Source organism: Nocardia huaxiensis (genome assembly GCF_013744875.1).
GTDB classification, from domain to species: Bacteria; Actinomycetota; Actinomycetes; order Mycobacteriales; family Mycobacteriaceae; genus Nocardia; species Nocardia huaxiensis.
Genome location: NZ_CP059399.1, coordinates 4200683 through 4224269, shown reverse-complemented (window position 1 = coordinate 4224269; position 23587 = coordinate 4200683). Strand labels below are relative to the sequence as shown.

The following is a 23587-nucleotide window of genomic DNA, read 5'->3' as shown; positions in this document are numbered from 1 at the left end:
ATGAAACGCTTTCTCGGATCACAGGGTTTCATCACCATGATGGGGGTGCTCGCGGTGGCGCTGGTCGCGCTCGCCGCCTATGTGATCGCGTTCGATCCGGCGAAGAAGACCCTCGGATACTGCGCGATCATGCCCGATTCCATCGGCCTGTATCCGGGCAACGATGTCACCATGCTCGGGCTGCCCGTCGGGACGGTCGATAGCGTCACACCCGAAAACGGCAAGGTGCGAGTCGAATTCGAGGTGCAGGCCGAGTATCCGCTGCGCGGGGAGGTCACCGCCACCACGGTCTCGGACACCATTCTCGCCGACCGGGATCTGGAAGTGCTGGGCGACAACGACTCCGGAACCCAGTGGGACCGGAACAGCTGTATCACCAAGACCTTCACGCCCAAGAGCATCAGCCAGACCCTGGAAGCCTTCTCCACCCTCGCCGAAGAACTCACCGGCCACGGCGATCCGGCCGAACAGGAGCGGCTGCGCAATAGCGTGGTGGTGTTCGATCAGGCGACCGTGGGCACCGGGCAGCGGCTCAATGACCTCATCAAGGATCTGGCCCGCGCACTGAAGCAACCCGATGCCGGGATCGTGAATCTCGGGGAGCTCATCGACGCGTTCAGCTCGATCGCGCAGAGCGTGGCCTACAACTGGGGCGACATCAAGCTCGCCTTGACCCAGGCCGGTGAGGGGTTCGACTTCGTCAATCAGATGTGGGATCGCACCGTGCAGATCGTGGATTCGCTGCTGGTCATCCTGCCCTGGTTCGACCGGATCTCGCACAAGTACGGGCGCTCGATTCTCAATGGGCTCGATGCGCTCATTCCGAAACTCGCGCTGGTGTCGGCGAATATCGGCACGCTGAAGCAATTGATCGAGATGATTCCGCCGATCGTCACCGCCTTCGAGGAACTGCTCGATCCGGCGACCGGGCAGGCGCGAATCACCTATGCGGGGCCGAAGGTCGCGCTGCCGCAGGAGATCGCCGATCAGGTGTGCACGGTGGTGAACATCGCGGCGCCGGGGCGATGCCGGAACGCCGACGGCGGGCTGGCAACGGTGGACCTGGTTCCGCTCGTCCTCGGATTGGCAGGTGCGCAATGAGATTCACGGGCCGCGCGGGGCGGGTGCTGGTCGTGGCGTTCGCGGCGGCGCTGCCCGCGGCATGCGGGTTCAATCCGGCGTCCGTGCCGGTGCCCGGGGCGACGGTGTCCGGGCCCACCTATGACATCCATGTCGAGTTCACCAATGCGCTGAACCTGCCCGCCCAGGCCAAGGTGGTCGCCAATGGCGCGAAGGTCGGCAGCTTGAAATCGGTTCGGGTGGTGGATCCTTCGTCATCCGGAGCCGGGCGCATCGACGCGGTGCTGGAGATCTCCGAATCGGTGCGGCTGCCGGTCACCACCACCGCGCAGTTGCGGCAGAACACGCTGCTCGGTGATGTGTTCATCGGACTCACCACGCCCGCCGGGGATTTCGGCAGCACCATTCCGCCGGGCGGGGTCATTCCGCTGGCGCAGACGAAACCCGCACTCCAGGTGGAGGATCTGCTCGCCGGGCTGTCCACCTTCGTCGGCGGTGGTGCGCCGCAACGGATTCAGGAGATCATCAACCAGGCCAACGGGGTGCTGCCCGCGCAGCCTTCGGAGACCGCGCGCATCGTGAACCAGCTCGGCGCCGATGTGGAGGATCTGGCGGCCAATCTCGAGATCGTGGATCGCTTCCTCGCCGCCTTCCAGACCGATATGCAGGCCGTGCTCGCCAACCCGTCCGAGCTCGCGACCCTGCTGAGTGAGCAGGGCGCACGCGATATTCCGGCCGATGTGCAGTCGCTGGTGTACACGCTCGGGATCGTCGGGTCGCTCGGCAAGATCGGACGTTCCATCGAATGGGCGTCGCCGCTCCTGTGGGCCACCGATGGTGCCGCGAAAGCGTTCGTGCCCCTACTGTTCGCGGCGAACCCCCTGGATCTGGACGCGCCGTCGAATCTGAACCGCCTGGTCGCGCTGTTGCGGGACAAGATAATTCCGTTCGCGGAGCGCGGCATGAAGTTCAATGTCACCGCGGTGACCGTGGGTGCGGCGACACCGGTCTCCCGCGAGGAGCAGGTCGACGCCATCGTGCGGGCGCTGCGCATGATCGGAGTGGTCCGATGAGGCCGAATACCCTGCTGTCGCTGGCCGGTATCCTCGCCATCCTGATCGTCGGGAGCGCGTATCTGGCCTTCGGCGTCGTCCGGGTGAATTGGTTCCGGGACGAGATCACCGCCACCATGCTGGTGCCGGAGTCCGGTGGGCTGCTGCCGCGTTCGAAGGTGCTGCTGTCCGGGGTGGAGGTCGGGCAGATCACCGAGGTGGAGCATGTGCCGGCCGGGGTGCGGGTGCGGTTCCGGGTGTCGGAGAAGTATGCGATCCCCACCGCCAGCGCGGTGCGCATCGAGGGGCTGTCCGGGCTCGGGGAGGCGTATCTGGAGTTCGAGCCGCCGTCCGGCGAGGGACCGTACCTGCGCGACGGGCAGACCGTGCAGGCCACGAAAATCAGTGCGCCGGTGTCGATTCCGGATATCGCGCGGACCACCACCGAGCTGTTGAAGCAGCTGGATCCCGAAGCGCTGGCCTCGATCGTCGATACCTTCAGCGCGGCGCTGGCGGGAACCGAGACGGTGGTTCCGCAGCTGTCGCGGTCCACGGATCTGCTGGCGGCGACGCTGCTGTCACGCACCGATGTCATCCGGCAGATGCTGATCGCGCTGCAGGCCAATGCCACCGACATGTGGTGGGCCGGGCCGGCGTTGAGCGATGCCGCCGTACCGTGGGCCAGCTTCGGGCCGCGGGTGGTGGATGTGGCGGCCTCCATCGCACGGGTCATCCGGGCGGGGAATGTGCCGGACTCGTTCCTGATGGACGACCCGGGCGGGGAGCTCGGTCTCGTGCCCATGCTGCGGGAGGTCACCGCGCGCATCGATGCCATGGGACCCGAACTGTCGCCGCTGATTCCGGTCTTGCAACCGGTGCTGGATCTGGTGCCGCCGCTGGTGGGGCGGCTGGATCTGAGCAGCCTCATTTCCCAGGCGCTGAACGCCACGACTCCCGACGGCACGCTGCGCATGCAGATCACCGTCAAATAGCCGACCAGACGGAGGCACCATGCAGGTAGATCTCGAAAAGTCCAGCGACGCCGAGGATTCCGGCACGGCCGCCGAATCCGGCACGCCCAACCGATCCGGTAGCGCCGCTGCCGCTCCGGCCACCCGCACCGTGTCGATTCCGGTGTCGACCCTCGCCTGGTCGGTGGCGCTGGCGGCGGTGACCGTCATCGCCATTGTGCTCGGTGTGCTGCTGCTGAACGCGCGCGGTGAGATCTCCGACCGCGACGCCCTGGCCGCCGACCATCTGCATGCCGAACAGGTGGCCAGTGATTACGCGGTCGGCGCGGCCACGGTCAACTATGCCGACTTCGCCTCCTGGGTGGGCCGGTTGAAGGCCAATACCGCTCCCGCGCTTGCCAATAAGTTCGATTCCACCGCGTCCAGCCTGCAGCAGATCCTGGACCCGCTGAAGTGGTCGTCCACCGCGAGCCCGATCTCGGCGAAGGTGGTGTCGGAGACCGATGGGGTGTACAAGGTGAACGTCTTCGTCAATGTCACCTCCACCAATGCGCAGAATCCGGAGGGCGGGCAGACCACGGTCACCTACAGCGTGACCGTGGACCGCAATGCCGACTGGAAGATCACCGATGTGGGCGGCATGGACGGTGCGCTGCCGCTCAAGTGAGCCGCTGCGTGAGTTTCAGGTCCCTGCCGATGATTTCGCGCATGATCTCCGAGGTGCCGCCGTACACGCGAGTGACCCGGGCGTCGGCGGCGGCGCGGGCGATCGGGTATTCGCGCATGTAGCCGTAGCCGCCGAAAAGCTGCTGACAGCGGTCCAGGCAGCGGAATTCCATTTCCGAGGCCCACAGTTTCGCCTTGGCGGCATCGGCGGGGGTGAGCCGTCCGGCATTCAGCTCGATGACGCACTTGTCGATGAAGGCTTCCGCCACAGCGACTTCCGTCGCCACATCGGCGAGGGTGAACTTGGTGTTCTGGAAGGAGCCGATGGACTGACCGAAGGCCTGTCTGCTGCCGACGTATTCGATGGTCGCGTGCAGACCGGTGCGGGCGCGGGCCAGGCAGGCCACGGCGATCTGCATGCGTTCCTGCGGCAGATTGCCCATCAGGTATTCGAAGCCGCGTCCAGGCTCGCCGAGCGTATTCGCCTTGGGGACAACGACATCGGTGAAGCTCAGCTCCGCGGTGTCCTGGGAGTGCAGGCCCAGCTTGTCCAGGTTGCGGCCGCGTTCGAAGCCCGCCATGCCGCGCTCGATCACCAGCAGCGTGAGGCCGCGATGCCGCTCGGGTGAGGTGCGCACGGCCGCGATCACCAGATCGGCGTTGATGCCATTGGTAATGAACGTCTTTGCGCCGTTCACCACATAGTGGTCGCCCATATCCACTGCGGCCGTGCGCAATCCGGCCACATCCGAGCCGGCCCCGGGTTCGGTCATGCCGATGGCGGCGATGAGCGTGCCCGCCACGAAGCCGGGCAGCCAGCGCTCCCGCTGTTCCTCGGTGGTCAGGTTCACCAGGTACGGGGTGCAAATATCGTTGTGCAGCGCGAAGTTCAGGCCGACGCCGGCGCAGTCGGCCGCCATGAACTCCTCGATGAGAATCTGATTGAACCGGAAGTCCGCGGTCCCCGAACCCCCGTACTGTTGCGGCACCGCGAAGCCGAGCAGCCCCAATTCCCCTGCGCGCTCGAATACCCGGCGCGGCACAATGCCCGCCGCCTCCCATTCCAAGTACTGCGGCGCGACCTCTTTGCGCGCGAAGCCGCGCGCCAGTTCCGCGAAGGCCAGGTGATCGGCGTCGTAATGCCTGCGTTCCATGTGTTCATGGTCCGCGATGCCCGCGGGTGCGGACCAGAGATCAGCGGCCAGATCCGTTCTCGGGCGGGTTCTTCAGCAGATCCATGGCCACCTCCTTGCCCAGGGTGTACTGGTTGTCGAGCGCCAGCTGGAAACCGGCCGTGGAGTGATCGAGGTGGTCGATCACCGACTGGCCCGGATACGGCTGATCGAAATTGCTGAGGGTGCGCAGCGACAGGTAGCGGTTGAGGTAGCCGTGGGCGTTGAGGGCGGTGGCGGTGGCGTTGTCCTCCATCTGGGTGCTGCAGTACACGCCCTGGCCCTTGGTGCGGACCTCCATGATGTAGCGGGCGGTGTCGGAAAGCTGCTTGCCGGAGAAGAAGTCGTCGCCGGTCATGGTGTCGCACTTGGTGACTGCGGGGGTGCGGCCCTGCTGGCCGGGGTACATGGCGCGTTCGGCGGCGGCCTCGGGGCTGTCGGCCAGTTTCAGGTCGCGACTGAGGGCGTAGGCGCGGTCGACCAGGCCCTCGTCGAGGTGGTAGGCGGCGGTGTTGTAGTCCTCGACCGGGCGGAAGCCGAAGGGCACGCCGGGGGCTTCGGCGGGGTCGAGGTGATTGCCCAGGTCGAAGTCGACGATCCAGCGGGCCCACGCGGCTCCGCCGAGGGTGCCCTGGTCGGGTGGGGTGCCCGCGATGCCGGCGGTGAGGAACCAGGCTTTGGACAGGTCGAGTTCGTCGCTGCCGAGGATGGCCATCATGGTGGTGGCGGCATTGGCTTTGCCCTGGCCGGTTTCGGCCACGCACAGGCGGTCCCGATTGCACTGCACGGGTGCGAACGCGCCCGGCACGTCGACCTTGACGGACAGGTCCTCGTTCTTCAGCCAGACCTCGTGTTCGGGGTCGAACATGGTGACGACCAGCACCCCCACCTCGAATTTGCCCGAGTCGCCGGTGGAGTCGGAGCAGCCGGTCGCCGCGAGCACGGCCACACCCAGCGCTACAGCTAACTTTTGGCAACGGGAGGTCATGCGGTCACCATATGCGACCTACCGCGCAATTCCGGCGCTATGAAGCGTTGCGGAAGGCGCGTCGCTCCGCGGCCGGACCCGTCGTCGCCACCGACGTGACCGTGCCCGGCATACTCACACCTCCGCCAGCAGTTCCAGGTGCTGCTCCCCCACGATCCCGAACCACAGCGCCCGGTTGATCAGCGCGGCCCGCCGATCCTCCAGCCCCTCGTATCCGCGCAATCCGAGCCGGTCGATGAGGTATTCGATATGGAAGTTCACCGCCGACGTGGTCTCCAGATCCCGGCCCGCCGCCGTCCGCTGCACCCGCCGCAGCAGGTCCGGAATCGACGGGATGGCCGCCGACCCGTACACCAGTCGCGGTTCACACAGCGCCACCAGAATCAGAAAGTGCTTGGCATCCACCGACAGCGGGCGAAACGGTTCCACCGTCTGCGTCGTGGTCGGCAGGGCGGGCGGGGCCACCGCGCCGCGCCGCATGGCGAAGACCTTGAACTCCACCACCTTCGAATCGCCGCCGAGCAACTGCACCCGGGAAGCGGTGAACGGCACCGGCAATCGCTCCCCCGGCCGGATCGTGAAGTGCTCGCCCCGCCCTTCGTCGTTGTGCACCACATAGGACGCGTTCGGCCGAGTGCTCAAATTGCTGAGCAGCCAATAGAAGTCGACGGCTTCGATGCGCCCGGCCAATCGCGAGACAGCGGGCCGATCCAACCGGATGTCCACCCGCAGATCCGCGGCCCCCCGCCCGAAGGTCACGGCCTCTCCCGGCCACAGATTCAATCCTGGCTGCCGCACCCCGCCCTCTTCGGCGGGCACATGCACCAGCACCGACCAGGTATCGTTCGCATTCCTCACGCGGCCACCCCCGCCTGTTCCGTTCCTGCCAGCCGTGCCCGCAGCCGCTGCTTGGCCGAACTCACGTACCCCTTCACGGTCCCCGTGGCCAGCCCCATCACGGCCGCAGTCTCAGCGTAGGTGAACCCCCGCAGACACCGCAGGTCGATTGCCTCCCGCTCACGAGCCGGCAACGCTCCCAACGCCTCCCACACCACGATCCGCGCCGCCACCCGCTCGTCGAACCCGCCCGCCCCCGGATCCGCCACCCCCGCGATCACCTCCCCGCCCAGCGCGACCACCCAGCCCTCCCGAGCCCGCCGCTTCCCCACCGTCGCAACAAGATTCCCCGCCGCCCGCCACATGTACTTCCGCAGTTCCAGATCGTCATCGATCTCCGGCCCCGCCGCCCACACCCGCACGAACACCGTCTGCACCAAATCCTCAGCGTCACAACGATTCCCCACCCGCCGAGCCAGCGACCGCACCAGTACCGGCCCGATCTCCCCGCACACCCGCTCGAACACTTCTTCGTTGACGCTCATAGCCGCCTCAGCCCTCCGGCCCACGTAGCTTCTGCTGACGCGTTCAACGATCACCCCCACCCCCGCCCCGCCGTAACCTGACGACCGTCAGGGTGCGGGTGGTTGGCGCTGCCCGATTCGAGTCAGGCGCGGTCGGAGTCCCCGGGGCCGGGGGTGTCGGTGGTGGGGGTGATTCGGCGGGGTTTGGCTATGCGGCGGAAGCCGGTGGGGGCGGTGTCGCCGGGGGCCGGCGGTTTGCGGCGGAGGGAGCCGAAGTCGATGACGTCGGCTTCCTGCCGGGGCGCGTCGTTCGAAGGGGGTGTGGGGGCTTCGGGGGTGGCTTGCCACCAGCCGGTTTCGCGTTGCAGTTCGGCGCGGGTGACCGGGCGGGTGGGGGCGGGGTCGTAGGCGGAGACATTGTCGGGGTGCCAGGTGCGGCGGGGGCGCTCGGCGGGGGTTTCGGTGACGCGGCGGGGGCGGCGGGGCAGGCGGGTGACTTTGGCGGCGCGGTCGGCGGAGTCGGGGGTGGTGGGGTCGGAGGGCTTCGTGCCTTCCAGTTTTCGGCGTAGCCGTTCCACCGCGTCGAATCTGTTTTCGCCCGGGCCCCTTGCGTCACTCACGTCCGCATTCTCCCCTATTCGGGAGCGGGGTGGGCACGGGCGGTCGGGATCAGGGCTGTCACCAGGGGAAGTTTCCCTGCTCCGGAGTATCACCCCGGAGCAGGGAAGCCTGTCGGCGCGCCTAGTCGTCCACCGTGAGCACCGTGCCAGCGGCCACCGTGCGACCGCCCTCGCGGACGGCGAAGCCCAGGCCCGGCTCGAGCGGAACCGGGCTGCCGAGCGTCACCGTCATATCGACGGTGTCCCCCGGCATCGCACGTCCCTCGGGCAGCACCACGTCGCCCACCACGTCACCGGTGCGCAGGTAGAACTGCGGCCGGTAGCCGGTGGTGATCGGGGTGCGGCGTCCACCCTGCGCGTGCGAGAGCAGGTGCACGCGCGCGGTGAAGGCCCGGTGCACCGCGATGCTGCCGACCGCCGCCACCACCTGGCCGCGGCGAACCTGACCACGCTGGACGCCGCGCAGCAGCAGCGCCACATTGTCGCCCGCCTCCGCCGATTCCATGGTGCGGCCGAAGGTTTCGACGCCGGTCACCACGGATTCGAGGGTGGTGTCGAAGCCGAGCACGGTCACCTTGTCGCCCATGCGGACCATGCCCCGTTCGACCGCCCCGGTCACGACCGTGCCCCGGCCGGTGATGGTGAGGACATTCTCGACCGGCATGAGGAACGGCGCGTCGGTGTAGCGGACGGGCACGGGGATGTACTCGTCCACGGCGTCGAGCAGCGCGAGCGCCTGCGCCGACCAGTGCGGGTCACCGTCGAGGGCGCGCAGCCCGGAGACCGGGATCACCGGCACCTCCGCGCCGTCATACCCGTTGGCGGACAACAGGTCTCGCACCTCCAGCTCCACCAGCTCGAGCAGTTCGGCGTCGGCGGCGTCGGCCTTGTTGAGGGCGACGACAATGTGCCGCACGCCGATCTGCTTGGCCAGCAGCACGTGCTCGGAGGTTTGCGGCATGACCCCGTCGAGGGCGGAGATCACCAGGATCGCCCCGTCCAGCTGAGCCGCGCCGGTGATCATGTTCTTCACGAAGTCGGCGTGGCCCGGCATGTCCACGTGGGCGTAATGCCGTGTGGCGGTTTCGTATTCGACGTGCGCGATATTGATGGTGATGCCGCGCTCGATCTCCTCCGGCGCCCGGTCGATCTTGTCGAAGGGCGTGAAGGCGGAGCCGCCCCGCTCGGCGAGCACCTTGGTGATCGCGGCGGTCAGGGTGGTCTTGCCGTGGTCGACGTGCCCCATGGTGCCGATGTTGAGGTGCGGCTTGGTGCGGACGTAGGCCTGCTTGGCCATGATGAATTCTCCGTCTGGGAGTCGTGATTCGAGGGGACCTCAGCAGCGAGCCGACCTTCCCCGTCTGAGGTCCCGGGACGTCCCGGAGAAGGTCAGCGTCGTGCGCCGTCGAATGCGGAGACCACCAGCGCAGCGGCCATCGCACCCGCGACTGCGGGCTGTGCGGCGATGGGCTGCGGGAACATGGGTGACATGGTGCCGGGTCGAATGATCACCGCGCCACCCATTTTTTCGAATGCGCCGCCGGAGCGTCAGGCGGGCACCTGCTGAATTGCCTTGGCGGGCTTGAGCGTCAGGCACAGCGGCGCCGCCAGCAGCAGCACCACGGCCTCGACCCGGTACAGCTCGTGCACCGCGTCCATGAGATGCACGCCATTGGCGGAGACGATGGCCGCGAGAATCGCGATGCCCAGTCCCCCGCCGACCTGCCGCACGGTGAAGTTCATGCCGAGCCCGGCCGCGAACTTCTCCTCGGGGATGGCCGCCGAGGCGCAGATGCCGAGAGACGCGAAGGCCAAACCGATTCCGAAGCCGATGACGGCGGCCGCGGGCGCCCAGACGGTCCACAGGCGTTCGGTCTCGGTGAGCGCATTGGTGCCCAGCACCGCCGCCCCGCCCGCGAAAAGCAGTGCGCCCACCGCGGATAGGCGTCCCGCATTGTCGGGTGTGCCGATCTTGCCGACGATCACCGAGGTGATCATGGCCGCCACCGCCGCGATGGTCAGCACGAAGGAGGCCTTGATGACCGAGTAGTGCCAGATGGTTGCCAGGAAGATCGGCCCCATGAGCATGTGCGCGAACAGGGCGAGCCCAATGATCGCCGAGGCGAGGCTGGTGCGCGCGAACAGCCCGACCCGCCACAGCTGTAGATCTACCGCCGGGCTGCGATGCGTGCGCGCCCGCAGCAGCGAGTACAGCAGCAGCGCCAGCCCGCCGAGCAGCAGGCTCGTGGTCAGCGGCGAGCTCCAGCCCCAGTCCTGCCCGCGCGTCACGGCGGCCACGATGGCACCGGTCGCGGTCGCGAAACAGAGCGCGCCCACCGCGTCCGGCAGCGGCCCGCGCACCGCCGGCCGATCCTGCGGAATCAGCCGGAAGGCGGCCGCCACCAAGGCGATTCCCACCGGAATATTGATCGCGAAGATGGCCCGCCAGCCGAACTGATCGACCAGCAGCCCGCCCAGCACCGGCCCGAGCACCGCGCCCAGACCGTTGGTGGCCGTCCAGGTCCCGATCGCCCCGGCACGTTTGGCCGGTTCGATGGCCCCCAGCAGCAGTCCGATGGACGCCGGCACCACGACCGCCGCCGCGATCCCCTGCAGCAGCCGCGCCCCGATGAGCAGTTCCGCGGTCGGCGCGACCGCGCACGCCAGCGAAGTCAGCACGAACGCGGCGAGCCCCAGCAGGAAAAGCCGTCCGCGGCCGATAACATCGGCCAGCCGTCCGGCGGGTGCCAGTCCGGCCGCGAATGTGACGCTGTATCCACTGACCACCCAGGTGAGCATCGATTCGGGTGTGGCCGAAAAGGATTCCGAAATGCTGGGAAAGGCGATATTGACGACTGAAACGTCCAAAAATGTGAGAAATGATGCCGCGCAGACAATCAGCAGCACCGGTCCCGTGCCACCATGCGCGACCTCGTCGGATGCCCGATGAGACATATCCCCTCCCCCGGAGTGTGCGACCGGCCCGGAGCCGGGCCGATATTCCACGATGGAGGGCGGGGATCGGTGGTGAATAGTCGCCGAATCAACGCATTCGACACCCCTCTACACTGCCGGACGGGGAGGTCGGTTTGTTGAGATTTTCGGTACTGGGTGAGGTGCGCGCCTGGCGTGGGGACACACCCCTGGATCTGGGCCCACCGCAACGGCGCGCGGTGCTGGCCGCGCTGCTGCTGCGCGAGGGCAAAGCCGTCACGGCCGCCGAACTCGTCGAGGGCATCTGGGGTGAGGATCCGGTACTGCGCGCCATTCCGGCCCTGCGCACCCACGTGGCCAAGCTGCGCCGCGAACTCGAACCCGAGCGCACCATGCGCGGCCCGTCCGCACTGCTGGTGTCCATCGGCGACGGCTACGCGCTGCGAGTCCCGCCGGGTTGCACCGATATCGACACCGTGGCCGACCACGTGGCCGAGGCCGCGCGCCTGCGCCTCGACGACCCGGTCAAGGCGCGCGACACCCTGGTCACCGCGCTCGGGCACTGGCAGGGCGCGGCGCTGGGCGGACTGCCCGGACCCTATGCCGAACGCCAGCGCGCCCGCATCGAACAGTGGCGGCTGGCGATCCTCGAGGACCGGCTCGCCCTGGATATCGAAACCGGCCGCACCACCGAGGCGGTCACCGAACTCGGGCCGCTGATTCAAGAGCATCCACTGCGGGAGCGATTCCGCGCCCTGCTCATGACCGCGCTCTACCACTGCGGACGCCAGGCCGACGCGCTCGAGGAGTACGCGCGTGCCCGCCGCGCACTGGTCGACGGGATCGGCGTGGAGCCCGGTCCGGAGCTCGCGGCCGTGCACACCCGGATCCTGCGCGGCGACCTGCCGCCGGTGCAGCGGCCGGTCCGGCCCATCCAGACCCCGGCCCAATTGCCGCCCGACATCGCCGATTTCACCGGTCGCTCGCAACTGGCCGAGGAGATCGCCGCACAGCTCACCGAGGACGGCAGCACGGTCGCCATCTCGGCGGTCGGCGGTATGGGCGGCATCGGCAAGACGACGCTGGCCCTGCATGTCGCGCACCGGGTGCGCGAGCGCTTCCCCGACGGGCAGCTGTATGTGAACCTGCGCGGCGTGGACGCCGAACCGGTGCCGCCCGGCGACGCCCTCGGCGGCTTCCTGCGCGGGCTCGGTGTCGCGGAGGGCGATATCCCGCCGACCGTGGCCGACCGCGCCGCGCAACTGCGAACCCTGGTGTCCGGCAAGCGCATTCTCATTGTGCTCGACAATGCCCGCGACAGCGCGCACATCGCGGCCCTGCTGCCCGGTACGCCCGGCACCGCGGTGCTCATCACCAGCCGCTCCTCGCTCACCGAACTGCCTGCGGTCCGGCGCACCCGGCTCGACGTGCTGGAAACCGCGGAGGCGCTGACCCTGCTGACCCGCATTCTCGGCGCCGAACGGGTTGCGGCCGAACGTGATTCGGCGCTGGCCATTATCGAACAGTGCGCCTGCCTGCCGCTGGCGGTCCGCATCGTCGGCGCACGTCTGGCGGTGCGCCCGCAGTGGACCATCGCCTCGCTGGCCGCCCGGCTCGCCGACGAATCACAGCGCCTGGATGTGCTGCAGACCGGTGAGCTCACCGTCGACGCCGCCTTCCAGCTCGGCTACGGTCATCTGAATCCCGAGCAGGCCAGAGCTTTTCGCGCACTGGCCCGCGCCGACGTCCCGGACTTCCCCGCCGACGCGGCCGCGGCCGTCCTGGATACGACGATCGCGCACGCCGAATACCTCTGCGAATCCCTGGTGGATCTGAGCCTGCTGGAAACCACCGCGGCCGGGCGCTATCGCTTCCACGATCTGCTGCGCCTGTTCGCGCGCCGGCTGCCCGGCGAGCCCGAATCCGAGGTGCTGGTGCGCGTGCTCGACTACTACCTGGCGAGCACCAAAAACCTGCTCAGCGCAATCGATTACAGCAATACCACCCGCCTGCTCGTGCCCACCCGGGTGCCGGGCCATCTGTTCTCCGGTGGAGCGGACGGCCAGTGCTGGAACGATATCGAGCGCCCGGTGGTCATCGCACTGCATCGGCAGGCGGCGCGGCTGGGCGGTCAGGCGCTGGCGGTGGCCGCGGATCTGGCGTGGGTCATGGGCGAGCTCACCGATGCCGGCACCCGCGCCCGCGAACTCGCCGAAGCATTGAAAGCCTTGCTGCACACCGCTATTCGCGAAGGGGACGCGGCGAGCGAGCGCCGCCTGCGGGTCGCCCTGGGCGCCATCCTGCAGGTCGGCCTGGGCGAGGTGGAGGCCAGCCTGGAGTATCTGCGCAGCGTGTCCGCGCCCACCGACGACGCCGATCGCCGGCTCCAGGTGCTGGCCGAGATCCTGCTCGGCGTGGCCGACCGCAGGCTCGGCAACACCAAGGATTCGCACCGCCACTTCGTCAATGCCACCGCGCTCACCCGCGAGCTCGGCGACCGGTCCATGGAAGCCTGGATTCTCGCCCTCGCCACCCGCACCCTGTGCGAATCGGGGCAATACGCGGAGGCCGAGGCGGTGGCCGGACGCGCCATCGAATTGGCGCGGGAAGCCTCCAATCCGATCGCGCTGGGCTGGGCCACCCACGAACTGGCCGCCACCAGGTCCATGCTCGGCGACCATCCGCACGCCCGTGAACTCGGCGAGGAGGCCGTGCGCATCACCCAGCGCAATGGCGTGCGGCTCTGGGAGGGCTGGGCGCGCACCCGCCTGGCCCAGATCCACCTGCGCGCCGATCGCACCTGTGAGGCCGAGGCCGAGGCCACCCAGGCGCTGCATCTGCTGGCCAAGGCCGCCGACCCGGTGGACCGCGCCCGCGCCATCGTCCTGCGCGCCACGGCACGGGCCGCGCGCGGCGACACCGTCTCCGCCGAGCGCGAATTCCGGGAGTCCGCCGAGATCTTCCGCCGGGCCGGACTGCCGCCGCCGACGCTGGCCACCCTGTTCAGCCCCACCCCCGAGAACCGCTAAAGCGAACAACTATTCGCTATTTATCGGACCCTGGCACTGTTCCCTCGTCAACGCCACACCGGCGAAAGGGAGGTCAACGGTGCCGGCGATAGACCATGTCATGTCCGCGTTCGTCCGAGGGGTGCGCACGCGGTACATGCACGCCCGCATCACCTCGGGCCACGTCACCGAGACCGCCGCCGACCACTGGGGCGCCGTCTCCGATCAGGTCACCCTGCTGCGCGCCCGCACCGCCTGGTGCACCCGGCTCGCCACCGACCGGCTGCTCGAATAAGCACCCGCTCCCACCGCACGCCGCCGACCGTGGCTAGGATGTCCCGCAGTTTCGCCATGAGTTTGCTGTTCACCTAATGCTTTTCCGTTGTCGGCGGTGGAGGCGGGTCTGTGAGCTTTGTGCGGGAGCATAAGACGCTGGTGTCGAATGTCGCCCTGGTGGGTCTGATGGTGGCCGGTTCGGCCTATCTGCTGGTCGATACCGCGCGGGTGCGGTTGCCGGGGTCGACGTACGCGGTCACCGTGCACCTGGACCGCTCCGGCGGGATACAGGCCGGCAATGATGTCACCTGGCGCGGATATCGGGTCGGCTCGGTGCGGAAGGTCGAAATCACCGACGGCGGTGCGGGAATCGCGGCCGTCGCGGACATCGACGAGAAGTACCGGATTCCCGCCGACACCGACATCAAGGTGCAGGCCCTGTCCGGGGCCGGTGAGCAGTACATCGATTTCCGGCCGCGCACGAATGCGGGCCCATATCTGGCCAATGGGGATGTGATCGCGTTCGATCCGGCGCGAATCGGCACGCCCACGCCGATCTGGGAAGCGCTGGTGCACTCGGATGACCTTTTCGCACAGATCGATCCGGCCAAGTTCGAGGTCATTCTCAACCAGCTCGATATCGCGCTCAGCGGTGGCAAGGAACAGCTGAAGGCCACGATCGACGGGGCGTCGCTGGCCGTGGCGGGCCTGGACAACCTGCTGCCGCAGACCATCGGCCTCATCGACAATCTGCGCTCGATCAGCAGCACCACCTCTATGGCGCAGCCCGATCTCGGGACGCTGACCCGCAATTCGAGCACGCTCATGGCGCAGGTGAATGCCGCCAATGCGGAACTGCGGCAGCTGCTGGACCGAGCGCCGGAACAGATCGCGCTCACAGACCGGACGCTGGACCGGAATATGGATCCCATTCAGGCGCTGCTCGACAATCTGACGCGGATCGTGCGGGCCGCGCAATTGCGCACTCCGGCGCTGCGGGCGCTGTTCCCCACCCTCGGTCCGGGCACCTACGCCATGGGCGTTCCGGCACACGGCAATGAATTTCACACCATCATCGATATCTGGCTGCGGCCCTGGTGCCTGTACTCCACCAAACCGGGTTCGCCGTACGCGGTGCAGGACGGGACCTTCTCGCGCTGGAACTACTGTGTCAATCCGCCTGCGGATCAGCAGATTCGCGGATCCAGCAATGCGCCGCGCCCGAATGTGCCCGATAACGGGGCGCACATCCCCGCCGGAGCCGACCCGAACGAACGGACGTTGCCACCGGTGCGCTGAGCCGGTTCGCTCGCGTGTTCCGCGCGCCGTGGCGGCCCGGCATACCGTGCGGCACGCCGACATTCACCCATGTGTCGGCCTGTCGCGGGTTTATGCCGTGATTCTCCGAATACTCGGGTCACAATGTTCGCTGGTACCTCCAGGTGGTCCCATGCTTTGCCAACGAGATGTCCTTTCGCCCTGACAGGCGGCATTCACCAGGGTGGCAGGATCAAGGCTAGAGAGGTCAGAAACTCGATGATGAGCAAGCGTTCACTGGGTTTTGCGGCCCGCTCCGCGGTCTTCGTCGGTGTCGCAACCGCCGGACTCGCGGCGGTCCCGGCCCAGGCCGAACCACTGTGGCCGGGAGGTCCGGATATTCCGGGCGTGCCGGCCATTGTTCCGGGTGCTCCGGCCCCGGTGACAGCCCCCTGCGGCGAGACGGCACGCGCATGCCTGCGCCTGTCGTCCAATGAGGGGTGGCTGATGGACGGCGGCAAGGTCGTGTTCGGCCCCACTCCCATCTCCCACGGCATGCCCGGATACGAGACACCCCCGGGCATGTTCAAGGTGGCGTTCAAGAAGCCCTTCCATTGGAGCACCATGCACAACGCGCCCATGGAATACGCCATCTTCTTCAACGGAGACATCGCCTTCCACATCGGTCCGATCGAGAAGCAGTCGCACGGCTGCATTCGAATGACCCCGGACGGCGCGCGGGAGTTCTTCAATTACCTCAACCCCGGTGACGTGGTCGAGGTCGTACCGTAGGTCGCAGTACCGCGAAACCCCCTCCCGGCCTGTGCGGGAGGGGGTTTCGCCGGTTCAGGCCACCGGACCGTTGTGGTAGGCGGCGATCCGCCAGCCGGCGTCGCGGCGCACCAGGACCCAGGTGGCGATGACCCAGCGATCGGCGGGGACCTGCTCCTCCCCCGCGAACCGGATGGCGGCGCGCCCGACCGCGACCGCGGTGTCCGGGGCCGGGAAGCGCACGAACGCCGGTTCGTCCACTACCCGTGAGCCTTTGAGCGGGCCGGCGAAATTCTGTGCCATATTGGCGCGGACCTGCTCGCGGCTGTCGTTGAGCGCGCCGCGCACGATCGAGGTGGCGTCCTCGAGATACAGGTCGGCCAGGGCGTCGGCGTCATTGTCGGCCCACGCCCGGTACAGCTCCGCGATGACGTCGAGCACGGCGTCGCGGTCGGTGGTGGTGCGCACTGCGTTGGTCATGGTGATCTCCTCGTCCGGTGACCGCCGGATGGCGGCTCACGAGTACCTACCGGCGCGGGATGCCGGATTCATCGGTGGCGCGTAAAACTGTTCGGCAGGGACGAATCGAGGAGCGCAGCCATGGTGAGCGAGGACTTCGCGGCCCGCACCGACCCGTACCGACGGGAGTTGCTGGCGTATTGCTACCGCATGCTCGGCTCCGTGCACGACGCCGAGGACCTGGTGCAGGAAACCCTGCTGCGGGCCTGGCGCGCACGAGACAGCTACGACGCCGGCAAGGCTTCCCTGCGCACCTGGCTGTACCGCATCGCCACCAACGCCTGCCTCACCGCGCTGGAACAACGCGGAAAACGCCCGCTCCCCGCCGGATTGGGCGGCCCGCCCGGCGACGACCCGTGGTCGCCCCTGCTACCCGGCACCGAAATCCCCTGGCTGCAACCCATCCCGGATGCCCTGATCAGCGACCCCGCCGAAGCCGTTGTGGCCCAGGGCAGCCTGCGCCTGGCCCTGGTGGCCGCCATGCAGCACCTGCCCGCCCGCCAGCGCGCCGTCCTGGTCCTGCGCGAGGCCCTCGACTGGCCCGCCGCCGATATCGCCCACACCCTGGAGATGTCCCCCGCAGCGGTCAACAGCGCCCTGCAACGCGCCCGAAAAACATTGAGCGAGCACGGTATTCACGAGGACGACGTCTCCGAGGCCGGCGACCGCGGGGCGGTGGTCGACCGCTATGTGGAAGCCTTCCGCACAGCCGATCTGGCCGAGCTCGAAAAGCTTCTCACCGACGATATCGAGCTCGAGATGCCGCCGTACCTGAACTGGTACCGCGGCCGCACCTCCTACCTCGACTTCCTCGCCCGCGTGTTCGCCCTGCGCGGCTCCGACTGGCGGATGCTGCCGATCGGAGCGAACGGCCAGCCCGCCCGCGCCGCCTACAACCACGGCCCGGACGGGTACACGCTGCACAGCGTCCAGGTGTTCACGCTCACCGGCGGGCGGATCAGCCACGTCACCGTCTTCCAGGATGCCGAGGTATTCGAGACCTTCGGCCTCGCACCACAACTGGACTGACGGCTACAACCGATCGAGGAATGTCCTCATGTCCGCCCGGAGATCCGAGTTGGGTTCACGCTCGGCCGCTGCGGCGACCCACTCGGCCGTCCCGGGTGGACGAGCCGCCGGCGGCCAGGCTTCCAGGGCATTGAGCGCGCCGCGCCGGGACCGGATCACCCGGTTGGTGAGCGCTACCGCCAACAGTGCCCCACCCCGTCCGGGATGCTCCTTCAACCCCCATACAACCACCTCGAAGGCTCTGTCCACCTGATACTCACGGCCCAACCCCAGCGATTCGGTTGGCCCGGAACCCAACTGCCGCAGCGGGAGGATCTCCTCGGCGAGTCCTACGACCTGGTCGATGGTCGTCGCGTTGGCGTGCTGTACGGCCCACTGCCAGACGTAGGCGTTGTATGGGTCCTCGCGCAATCTTTCGAGAGCACTTGGCATTCCGTCCATTCCGAGCTGTCCGGCGCAGGACAGCGCCGCATTGAACCGGAACTGCCCAAGCCTCCCCGATTCTGGTGCGGCGTCATCGGATTCGACGGGCGATTCGAGCGCCGCCCACACGATGTCCTGCCAGCGGAGTGGTTCCGCCAGCGCCGCGTATCGGGTGCTCAGTCGCACCCGCTCGTCCTCGGCCAGGCACAGACCCTGATCCCTGACAATGCTTCCGATGCCGAGAACGGCCTGCAGCCGCCCGATGGTGGGTTCGGCCCCGGCAATCAGATCCGCGAACCTCTCCAGGACGGGTATCGCATCGTCGTAGTGGTTCAGATTCCCCGCCGGACCGCCGGGAGCGAGCGCCACCAGGATGTCGGCCGCCCCGTCCAGCAGCTCGTCATCGACCGCATCCGCGAGCAATGCCTCGTGCAGACCACCGGTGGTGGCAGCGAGGTGAGCGAGGTACTCGTTCATCACGCCATTGCGAAACCCGCTGCGCAACAGCCACGCTCGGACTTCCGGATCGGTGCTGCCGCGCAATCGCTCGACCGCGTGGATGCGCCCCCACCCGTTCAGGCGCTGCGCCAGATCGAATATCTTGCGCTGCGCATCGGGCTGCGTATTCTTCAGCGCGACAACGGCGAACAGCGAGAACTCTTCGAGACTCCCCAGCAGATCCAGCAATTCAGCGTCGCGCTCGTCCCCGCTGACGCCCAATAGGATGATCCCGAGCTTGGCCACTTCCCGCTCGGTGGCATTCTCGGCCACGAATCGTGCAGCATTCCTGAGCTTTTCGCGCGGAACCCGGCGAGACAGCATTTCCTGCACCAGGTTGTCCGCTACCCGCAGGGCTTCCACGCCGGACAGCAGCCCAAGCAGCGGGCTCGGATCTTCGAGGTGCGCGACAACGTGGTCGGCCAGGTCCGTCACCGGATTCGCTTCGGCACTCATGTGGTGGGTGCCGACACCGTCGCGAACAATGCTGGGAAAAACGAATTCACCTGGCTCACGCGGTTTTTCATCCGGGAGCGGATATCCGTCATCCGGCCAGGGGCCGGGACCGTGCAGAGCGGTGAGAGACAGTGCGTGGGCCACGAAGGTGGCCTCGTGGGGGCTCATCGGCCCGGGCGCAGCACGCCCTTTCCATGGAAGATCATGGCCACGAGGATGACAGGTCCCGCCCTCCGGCGCAACCGAGCCACATCGGCAAGCACGCGAAGCCCGAGCGGTGGTCAGAGATCATGACGGCGGGCCGGACAGCAGGCCGTTGGCGTGTGCGAAGGCCGCGGCTTCGGTTCGGCTGGCAACACCCAGTTTGGTGAGGATGCGAGAGACGTGCACCCCTGCGGTATTGGCGCTGATGAAGAGTTCGGCGGCGAGCGCTCGATTGCTCAGCCCCTTGGCCACGAGCCGTAGCACGTCCAGTTCCCTTGCGGTTAAGCCGAATTCGCTGGATCCACCGACGGACGCGGACGCGGGGGCGGCCGAATCGCCGAGCGGGATGCGGGCGCGACGCGACAGCGCGACGGCGGCCTCGGCCAGCGGAGCCGCACCCAGTGTCAGAGCCTGCGCGGAAGCGGCGCGCAGGCGGACCGCGGCGGTTTCCCTATCGCCTTCGGCCACATGGGATTCCGCGGCGGCCAGCAGGCTCTGCGCCGCCTCGTACGGTTGCTCGACCGCACTCCAGGCGGCGGCAGCCTGTTCCCAGGACACACTGGAACCGGAGACATGGGCGGCGTACAGCGCGGAGTATGCGCCGTACAGAGCAGGGTTTGCGGGCAGTGCGCCGGAGAGGGCCCGCAGATCCGCGGACGCGGCAGGCACCTGTGCCGCGAGCACGACCAGCGGCCACACTTCTTGTGGATGCCCGGTCAGGGCTGTCACATCGCCCGCTCTGGTGGCCACCTCGGCGAGAACCTCTGCGGCACTGGATTGATCACCTTCGGCCAGAGAGATCCGGCACCGCACGGCCTGTGCCCGCAGCCGATACGGCAGCGTCCACCTCCCCTCTCCCAGCAACGCCCCCGCCGCGCCCACGTCACCGCGAGCCCGATCCATATCCCCCTGCGCCACAGCAATGTCCGCGTAGCACAGCAGCACCGCGGCCCGGCTCAACGCCGGCATCCGATCGAACTGGGTCTCGTCCACCAGTTCCCGCGCCTCGGCCCACCGCCCCAGCGCCGTCAACGCCTGCGCCCACTTGACGAGCAGTATCGGCGCGGCCTCATGAAACCTGAACGCCTCATGGGCAATCCGCAGCCCCTGCTGAATGACGCCGATCGCCTCCCGCGACCGCCCGGACGCCACCAGCACCGCCGACTCCCAGGTGGCCACATCGAGCAGCACCCGCGTATCGCCCGAGGCATCAGCCGCCGTCCGCGCCTGGGCGAAATGCGCCAGCGCCGTGGTGGCATCCGCGGCGGCGGCCAGCCCCAGATACGCCTGCGCCCGCGCGATCACCGCTGTGGCGCCGAGCTTTTCGGCAATGTCGGCCGCTTCCCGCGCGTCGACCTCGGCACCTACCGCATCACCGCCGAAAAGCTTGGTGATGGCCGACTGCGCCAAGGCCTCCGCCCGCTCCCGGGTCGCGGGCGCATCCGACAGCAGCCGCAGCGCCCGGTCCAGATCCGCGCCCGGCCCGGCCCCGCCGCGGCTGTTCAGGTACGCCCGGCTCAGAGCGAGGCGCGCGATGCGCGCCGACCTGACCGCATCATTCATCGCACCGGGCAGGGCGGCCCCGCCCGGGGCCGCTGCACCCGACGCGTCAGCGTCGGTCCATTGCGGAGTCGGGTCCGCCAGGGCGAGGGCCGCGCTCGCCGCGACGATGCCGCGTTCTGTGGCGTCGCAGGCGATGGCCTGGTCGACAGTCCGTTCCAGCACGGCCAGTTTCGTCGTGCCCAGGAGCCGGGCCGCGTCGGGTACCCGATTCCAGTGCGCCGCTGTTCGTTCGAGCTGGCGCAGTCGCTCCAGCGGTGGGGTGGTGGGATTTTCGGATAGTGCCCAAGCTGCGGTCAGAGCCGTGCGGAAGTCACCGGCGGCCGCGGCGTGGTGGGCCAGTTCCGCGGTGTGGTCGACCTTCGCCGGATCTGAGGTTTCGCGCAGGGCGGCAACGACGTTCGCGTGTAGGTGGGTGCGTTCGGCGGGGAGGAGGTCTTCGTAGACGGCTCGGCGGATGAGGACGTGGCGGAAGTCGTAGGCGGTGTCGGCGACCAGCAGGAGGTGGCGGTCGATCAGTTCGCGGAGGGCTCGGTTCAGTGTGGGCGATGGGAGATCCGCTGTGGCGGTGAGGAGTTCGTGGCGGATGGGCGAGCCGATGACTGCTGCGGTCCGGAGTGCCACGCGGGCTTCGGGCGTGAGGCCGGATTGGAAGCCGAGGAGCAGTTCGTTGAGGTCGGCCGAGAGGTGGTCGGGGGTGTGGCCGAGGGCCTCGACGAAGAGGGGGTTGCCGCCGCTGCGTTCGAAAACCGTTGTGATGAGCGTCGATTCGGGTTCACGGCCCAGCAGGGCGGCCAGTTGGCGGCCGACTTCGTGGCGGGTCAGGGGTGGCAGGTCCAGGAGGCGGACCGCGGGGTTGCGGCGGAGTTCGGCCAGAAGCGGGCGGAGGGGGCCCGCGCCGGGGCGGTAGGTGCCGACCATGAGGCACTCGCCGTCGGCGATATTGGTGGTGAGGAAGGTGAGGAGTTCTCGGGTGGCGTCGTCGGACCAGTGCAGGTCCTCGAGGATGAGGACCAGGGGTCTGGTGGCGGCCAGTTGTTCCAGGACGGTGAGGATTTCGCCGAACAGGCGGGTGCGGTCGCTGCCGGGGGCGGCGGGGCCGGTGTGCACGGCCAGCTGCGGCAGCCAGTTCGCGAGGGCGGGCTGTGGGGGGAGCAGGGCGGCCAGGGGTTTCGGGCCGAGCTCGCGGAGGACGGCGCGCAGGACGGCCAGGAAGGGAGCGAAGGCGATGCCGTCGGTGCCCAGTTCGGGGCAGCGGCCGACGAGGGTCAGGGCGTCACGCGCGACGCGCTCGGTGAACTCGCCCATCAGGCGGGACTTTCCGAGGCCGGCCTCGCCCGCGACCAGCACGGTCTGGATGTTCGCGTCGCCGAGAGCGTCCAGCAGGACCGATACTTCGGCGGCGCGGCCGATCAGGGCACTGCTGCCGGGGAACTTCACCACGGTCCGATCATGCCGTGCGGGCCGGTGAAGAGCCGAATACCGGCCGAAATAATGAGGATTCATGATGTGGGCCCGGGGTCTTTACCGGAAGTATTTATCTCATGAGCAGCACGGACATCCGCCCCTTCCGCATCGACATCCCGCAGGCCGACCTCGACGATCTGCGCGACCGCCTCCTCCGCACCCGCTGGATCGACGAGGCCCCCGGCACCGGCTGGGAGCGCGGTGTGCCGACCTCCTACCTGCGCGATCTGGCCGCGTACTGGGCGGAGAAGTTCGACTGGCGGGCGATCGAGGCCCGCCTCAATGCCTTCCCGCAGTTCACCACCACCGTCGACGGGCAGAACCTGCACTTCGTGCACGTGCGGTCCGAACGCGAGGACGCCACCCCGCTGCTGCTGGTGCACGGCTGGCCCGGCACCCCCGCCGATTTCCTGGACCTGATCGGCCCGCTGACCGATCCGGCCGCGCACGGCGACCCCGAGGCCCCGGCCTTCCACCTGGTGATCCCGACCCTGCCCGGCCACGGCTTCTCCGGTCCGCTCACCGAATCCGGTTGGCACGACGGGCGAGTCGCGGCGGCGTTGGCCGAGCTCATGGCCCGGCTGGGCTACCGGCGCTACGGCGTGCACGGCGGCGATCACGGGGCGTTCATCGCGCCGCGCCTGGGCCGTGAGCACGCCGAGCACGTGCTGGGTGTGCACGCCAATGCGCTGGTCACCTTCCCGACCGGGGATCCGGCCGATATGGCGGCCCTCACCGACGCCGAGAAGCAGCGCCTGGGCGCCATGAAGAAGTTCCAGGACAATGGCTCGGCCTATATGAGCCTGGCCGGTTCGCGCCCGCACACGCTGGCCCAGCTGCTCGCGGATTCCCCTGCGGGACAGTTGGGTTGGATCGTGGAGAAGTACAAGGAGTGGACCGATCAGGCGCACGAATTGCCCGAGCAGGCCATCGACCGGGACCGGATCCTGACCACGGTGAGCATCTACTGGCTCACCGATACCGCCCGCAGCGTGGCCAATTACTACTACGAGCGGTTCACCGATCCGAGCATGTTCGCGCCCAAACCGAAGGGCACCGTGCCCACCGGGGTCGCGGTGTTCACCACCGCCGATTTCGCCATCCGGCGGTTCGCCGAGAAAGCGCACAATATCGTGCACTGGTCGGAGTTCTATGCGGGCGGGCACTTCCCGGCGCTGGAGGTTCCCGAGCTGCTCACCGGCGATATCCGCGCCTTCTTCGGTGGCCTGACCAGCTGATTTCGACCCGAACGCGGAGACCGCGAAGCCCGGCGCC

Annotated in this window: 21 protein-coding genes; 10 read left to right on the top strand and 11 right to left on the bottom strand. The window is 68.3% G+C overall.

Annotated features, from left to right (window positions below; translation table 11 throughout):
- Genes H0264_RS19035 through H0264_RS19020 form a run of 4 tightly spaced genes read left to right on the top strand, consistent with a single transcriptional unit; the run spans position 1 to position 3770 of the window.
- Entirely contained in the window at positions 1 to 1101 is a 1101-nt protein-coding gene (locus tag H0264_RS19035; protein ID WP_181578784.1) for an MlaD family protein, read from the top strand.
- Complete coding sequence (locus H0264_RS19030; RefSeq protein WP_181578783.1) at positions 1098 to 2153, top strand: MlaD family protein; 1056 nt, start codon at positions 1098 to 1100, stop codon at positions 2151 to 2153. The genes H0264_RS19035 and H0264_RS19030 overlap by 4 nt, the downstream gene beginning before the upstream one ends.
- A complete protein-coding gene (locus H0264_RS19025) occupies positions 2150 to 3124 on the top strand; it encodes an MlaD family protein (RefSeq protein WP_181578782.1) in 975 nt (324 codons plus the stop codon). The genes H0264_RS19030 and H0264_RS19025 overlap by 4 nt, the downstream gene beginning before the upstream one ends.
- A gap of 19 nt (positions 3125 to 3143) precedes the next feature.
- Complete coding sequence (locus H0264_RS19020; protein ID WP_244975873.1) at positions 3144 to 3770, top strand: hypothetical protein; 627 nt, start codon at positions 3144 to 3146, stop codon at positions 3768 to 3770.
- On the opposite strand, the gene H0264_RS19015 is transcribed toward H0264_RS19020, so the two are convergent.
- The 8 genes from H0264_RS19015 to H0264_RS18985 form a co-directional block, all read right to left on the bottom strand.
- Entirely contained in the window at positions 3763 to 4923 is a 1161-nt protein-coding gene (locus H0264_RS19015) for an acyl-CoA dehydrogenase family protein (protein WP_181578781.1), read from the bottom strand. The genes H0264_RS19020 and H0264_RS19015 overlap by 8 nt on opposite strands.
- Before the next feature lie 40 nt (positions 4924 to 4963).
- Positions 4964 to 5929, bottom strand: coding sequence for a purine-nucleoside phosphorylase (locus H0264_RS19010; protein WP_181578780.1), 966 nt, complete (start codon positions 5927 to 5929; stop codon positions 4964 to 4966).
- Positions 5930 to 6043: 114 nt separating this feature from the next.
- Positions 6044 to 6787 (bottom strand): FHA domain-containing protein, encoded by a 744-nt coding sequence (locus tag H0264_RS19005; protein WP_181578779.1) that lies wholly within the window; start codon positions 6785 to 6787, stop codon positions 6044 to 6046.
- Complete coding sequence (locus H0264_RS19000; RefSeq protein ID WP_181578778.1) at positions 6784 to 7311, bottom strand: RNA polymerase sigma factor; 528 nt, start codon at positions 7309 to 7311, stop codon at positions 6784 to 6786. Before H0264_RS19000 ends, H0264_RS19005 begins: the two co-directional genes overlap by 4 nt.
- Before the next feature lie 122 nt (positions 7312 to 7433).
- A complete protein-coding gene (locus H0264_RS18995) occupies positions 7434 to 7910 on the bottom strand; it encodes a hypothetical protein (protein WP_181578777.1) in 477 nt (158 codons plus the stop codon).
- Between the two features lie 121 nt (positions 7911 to 8031).
- Complete coding sequence (tuf, locus tag H0264_RS18990) at positions 8032 to 9207, bottom strand: elongation factor Tu (RefSeq protein ID WP_181578776.1); 1176 nt, start codon at positions 9205 to 9207, stop codon at positions 8032 to 8034.
- Between the two features lie 92 nt (positions 9208 to 9299).
- Complete coding sequence (locus H0264_RS39035) at positions 9300 to 9422, bottom strand: hypothetical protein (RefSeq protein ID WP_276313995.1); 123 nt, start codon at positions 9420 to 9422, stop codon at positions 9300 to 9302.
- A 36-nt stretch (positions 9423 to 9458) separates the two neighbouring features.
- The gene (locus H0264_RS18985; protein WP_181578775.1) at positions 9459 to 10865 is read right to left on the bottom strand and encodes an MFS transporter; all 1407 of its coding nucleotides are present in this window, start codon (positions 10863 to 10865) and stop codon (positions 9459 to 9461) included.
- A gap of 137 nt (positions 10866 to 11002) precedes the next feature.
- On the opposite strand from H0264_RS18985, the gene H0264_RS18980 reads away from it, so the two are divergent.
- The 4 genes from H0264_RS18980 (at position 11003) to H0264_RS18965 (ending at position 16177) form a co-directional block, all read left to right on the top strand.
- Entirely contained in the window at positions 11003 to 13873 is a 2871-nt protein-coding gene (locus H0264_RS18980) for an AfsR/SARP family transcriptional regulator (RefSeq protein WP_181578774.1), read from the top strand.
- A 79-nt stretch (positions 13874 to 13952) separates the two neighbouring features.
- Positions 13953 to 14147, top strand: a complete 195-nt coding sequence (locus tag H0264_RS18975; RefSeq protein ID WP_181578773.1) for a hypothetical protein — start codon at positions 13953 to 13955, stop codon at positions 14145 to 14147.
- A 110-nt stretch (positions 14148 to 14257) separates the two neighbouring features.
- Positions 14258 to 15427 (top strand): MCE family protein, encoded by a 1170-nt coding sequence (locus H0264_RS18970; protein ID WP_231086294.1) that lies wholly within the window; start codon positions 14258 to 14260, stop codon positions 15425 to 15427.
- Between the two features lie 240 nt (positions 15428 to 15667).
- Positions 15668 to 16177, top strand: coding sequence for a L,D-transpeptidase (locus H0264_RS18965; protein WP_181578772.1), 510 nt, complete (start codon positions 15668 to 15670; stop codon positions 16175 to 16177).
- A 54-nt stretch (positions 16178 to 16231) separates the two neighbouring features.
- Here H0264_RS18965 and H0264_RS18960 read toward each other — a convergent pair whose 3' ends face one another.
- On the bottom strand, positions 16232 to 16636 hold the full coding sequence (locus tag H0264_RS18960) for an SgcJ/EcaC family oxidoreductase (protein WP_181578771.1): 405 nt from the start codon (positions 16634 to 16636) through the stop codon (positions 16232 to 16234).
- 66 nt (positions 16637 to 16702) lie between these two features.
- Here H0264_RS18960 and H0264_RS18955 point away from each other — a divergent pair, with 66 nt between their 5' ends.
- Positions 16703 to 17704: a sigma-70 family RNA polymerase sigma factor gene (locus H0264_RS18955; protein ID WP_420832100.1), complete on the top strand. Its 1002-nt coding sequence runs from the start codon at positions 16703 to 16705 to the stop codon at positions 17702 to 17704.
- 3 nt (positions 17705 to 17707) lie between these two features.
- Here the strand turns inward: H0264_RS18955 and H0264_RS18950 are convergent, their stop codons facing one another.
- Together H0264_RS18950 and H0264_RS18945 are read right to left on the bottom strand one after the other, a co-directional pair.
- Entirely contained in the window at positions 17708 to 19081 is a 1374-nt protein-coding gene (locus tag H0264_RS18950; RefSeq protein WP_181578769.1) for a hypothetical protein, read from the bottom strand.
- A gap of 288 nt (positions 19082 to 19369) precedes the next feature.
- The gene (locus H0264_RS18945) at positions 19370 to 22288 is read right to left on the bottom strand and encodes a helix-turn-helix transcriptional regulator (RefSeq protein WP_181578768.1); all 2919 of its coding nucleotides are present in this window, start codon (positions 22286 to 22288) and stop codon (positions 19370 to 19372) included.
- Between the two features lie 101 nt (positions 22289 to 22389).
- On the opposite strand from H0264_RS18945, the gene H0264_RS18940 reads away from it, so the two are divergent.
- Positions 22390 to 23550 carry an epoxide hydrolase family protein gene (locus tag H0264_RS18940; RefSeq protein ID WP_181578767.1) on the top strand — a complete coding sequence of 387 codons (1161 nt, stop codon included), beginning with the start codon at positions 22390 to 22392 and terminating at the stop codon, positions 23548 to 23550.
- The last annotated feature ends 37 nt before the right edge of the window (positions 23551 to 23587 follow it).